The sequence below is a fragment of the Chrysiogenia bacterium genome, from assembly GCA_020434085.1.
In the GTDB taxonomy this organism is placed as follows: domain Bacteria; phylum JAGRBM01; class JAGRBM01; order JAGRBM01; family JAGRBM01; genus JAGRBM01.
The window spans coordinates 1-2,542 of sequence record JAGRBM010000576.1 but is presented as its reverse complement, the minus strand read 5'-3'; the positions used below and the strand labels follow the sequence as shown (position 1 = coordinate 2,542).

4 protein-coding genes are annotated in these 2,542 nt (G+C 61.7%); 3 read left to right on the top strand and 1 reads right to left on the bottom strand.

Features of this window, described 5'->3' with window-relative positions; translation table 11 throughout:
* Window positions 1–259 precede the first annotated feature (259 nt).
* On the top strand, window positions 260–760 hold the full coding sequence (locus KDH09_18965) for a transposase (GenBank protein MCB0221786.1): 501 nt from the start codon (window positions 260–262) through the stop codon (window positions 758–760).
* 57 nt (window positions 761–817) lie between these two features.
* Here the strand turns inward: KDH09_18965 and KDH09_18960 are convergent, their stop codons facing one another.
* A complete protein-coding gene (locus KDH09_18960) occupies window positions 818–1,696 on the bottom strand; it encodes a TrmJ/YjtD family RNA methyltransferase (protein MCB0221785.1) in 879 nt (292 codons plus the stop codon).
* 86 nt (window positions 1,697–1,782) lie between these two features.
* Here KDH09_18960 and KDH09_18955 point away from each other — a divergent pair, with 86 nt between their 5' ends.
* Window positions 1,783–2,454 carry an endonuclease III domain-containing protein gene (locus KDH09_18955; protein ID MCB0221784.1) on the top strand — a complete coding sequence of 224 codons (672 nt, stop codon included), beginning with the start codon at window positions 1,783–1,785 and terminating at the stop codon, window positions 2,452–2,454.
* Window positions 2,455–2,463: 9 nt separating this feature from the next.
* Window positions 2,464–2,542: SAM-dependent chlorinase/fluorinase (locus KDH09_18950; GenBank protein ID MCB0221783.1), on the top strand; the 79-nt coding region annotated here is incomplete at its 3' end.

Below are 2,542 nucleotides of genomic sequence, written 5' to 3'. Positions count from 1 at the left end.
CGACGGTGACGCCAGCCGCCGGCGCATCTTTGAGATCCGCAAACAGACCCTCGGCGTGCTGAGCGAACTGCGCGCCCGGCTTTCCAACCTGCCGGTCACGACGCAGGAGAGCTTTGATTTCTGAGAGTTGAAACCACGGATGCACACGGATTTGGTGCACGCAGCCTGATATCTAGAATTTCATTTCCGGATGTAGGGGCGGGGTCTACCCGCCCCTTTTTCGTAGCCACTGGCACGGTGTTTGCGAGAAATTGGCGGTATGGAGATCGAACCCCACCGCCGCAAGAATTCACTGCGCCTCCGCGGATGGGATTATTCGCGACAGGGCGCTTACTTCGTCACAATCTGCACCTGGCAACGCCGCGAGATTCTCAGCACGATCTCAAACGGTGAATCCTTCGATTCGGAAATCGGACAGTCCGTCCGAAATGCGTGGAACGACTTGCCGGCTCAGTTCCCACATGTCGAACTCGATCAGTTCGTTCTCATGCCCAACCACTTGCATGGCATCCTGTGGATCGGAACCACGCCCTCGACCTGCTCCCAACCACTCGGGAACTGCATCGCCTGGCTCAAGTATGAAGCGGCCAAGCGTTGCGCAAAGGACATCCGGCAACTGGGTGGACAGCTCTGGCAGCGGGGCTACTACGACCACATCATTCGAAACGATGAATCTCTTGGACGCATTCGCGATTATATCTCTGCAAACCCCGTGAACTGGCAGGATGATCCGGAATACCGGAGGAGGAGGGGCGGGTAGACCCCGCCCCTACTCGGCATCAGATCGCATCCACTGAATCCGTGGCCCCCTACCGCCTCAATCCGCCTTGCCCGGGTTGTCCAGATTCCATTCGAAGTGACTGAGAATTCCCCGCAGCAGGTTGACCTCGCGGTCTTCGAGGGGAATGCGCCCGTACATGGCGCGGATCTGCTCGAAGAGCGCCATGGGATTCTGCTTGGGCATGAAATGGGTGCGTTCGAGAACGCGCCAGAGGTGCTCGTAAAAATATTCGAGCTGATCATGGGTGGCGGTGGGGTACGGGCGCTCGGGCGGCGGGTTCTCGCGGCGGTACGCGTAGACCTGCGCGGTGGCGAGCAGAACGGCCTGCGCCAGGTTGAGCGAGCTGTAGTTTGGATTGGTCATCAGCTCACCGGCCTCGTGACAGGCGTGGATCTCTTCATTGCTCATGCCGTTGGCTTCGTTGCCGAAGACAAGGGCGACGTCACCCTCGTGGGATGAATCGCTCAGCCGCGGGAGCAGGTGCTCGTACTTCTGCACGTTGGTGCGCTTGCGGTGCGTAGCCGAGGTCACGGCGATGGCGTAGTGAGTTCCCGCCAGTGCTTCCTCGATGCTCTCACAGACGGTTGCGTTTTTGAGTAGTTCCCACGCGGCGCCCACGGCCATCTGCCGCGACTGGGAAGAGCGCCACTCCTTGCACGGGTTGACCAGATAGAGACGCGTGAGCCCCATGTTGAGCATGGCGCGGCAGCACTGACCGATGTTCCCGGCGCCGGCGGTACTCAGCAGCACCACGCGCACGTGACCCAGCACGATGCCCTCGGGCGCATCCTCGCCGCCCACGGCCTTGCGGTGCTTTTTCTTCAGGCCCAGTTCCTGGCTCATGCGGGACTTGCCAAAGCCCTCGCGTTTGAGGCCGCGCGCCCTGGGGAGTTTGTTGTCGCTCTCATCTGCCATCGCGGCGGCACTCTAGTCTTTTCGGGAGGGCCCTCCCAATCCCAATTTCTCCATTTGTTGTAGGCTTGGGGGCGGAGACCGACGCCATGCCCAGCGCCCCCAAATCCACGCCGCTGCTGCGCTATCACCGCGCGCTGAGCAAGCACTATGGCCCGCTGGGCTGGTGGCCCGGCGAGACGCCGCTGGAAGTCATGGTCGGCGCGGTGCTGGTGCAGAACACAGCCTGGACCAACGTGGAGAAGGCCATCGCGAACCTCAAGCGCGAGCGACTGCTCTCCCTGAAGAAGCTCCACCAGATCTCCCACGATGAGCTGGCCGCGCTCATCCAACCGGCCGGTTACTTCAACCTGAAGAGCAAGCGGCTCAAGAGCCTTGTTGGTGCCGTGATGGATGACTGGCGCGGCGATCTAAGTAGGATGTTCGCCGCGCCGACGGGCGAGCTGCGCGCCTGGCTGCTGGGCGTGCACGGGGTCGGAAAAGAAACCGCCGACTCCATTCTCTGCTACGCGGCCGGGCACCCGGTTTTCGTCGTGGATGCCTACACCCGCCGAATCCTCTCGCGCCACGCCCTGGTGGACGAGGAGATCGGCTACGACCACCTGCAGGATTTCTGCACGGGCCAGCTCCCCCAGGACCTGGCCACCTACAACGAATTTCACGCCCAGATCGTCCACGTAGGCAAGGATTACTGTCGCAGCAAGCCGCGCTGCGAGGGCTGCCCGCTCTCGCCGTTTTTTCAAACGCCCCCGGCGCGCTAGGATCTTCCCATGCCTGCGCTGCTCACACTGACCACGGATTTTGGAACGGCCGATTCCTATGTCGCCGAGATGAAGGGCGTGCTCATCT

Excerpts from the sequence above, each read along its gene's own strand:
- KDH09_18965 (MCB0221786.1), top strand. The coding sequence starts at position 260 with ATGGAGATCGAACCCCACCGCCGCAAGAATTCACTGCGCCTCCGCGGA.
- KDH09_18960 (MCB0221785.1), bottom strand. The coding sequence starts at position 1,696 with ATGGCAGATGAGAGCGACAACAAACTCCCCAGGGCGCGCGGCCTCAAA.
- KDH09_18955 (MCB0221784.1), top strand. The coding sequence starts at position 1,783 with ATGCCCAGCGCCCCCAAATCCACGCCGCTGCTGCGCTATCACCGCGCG.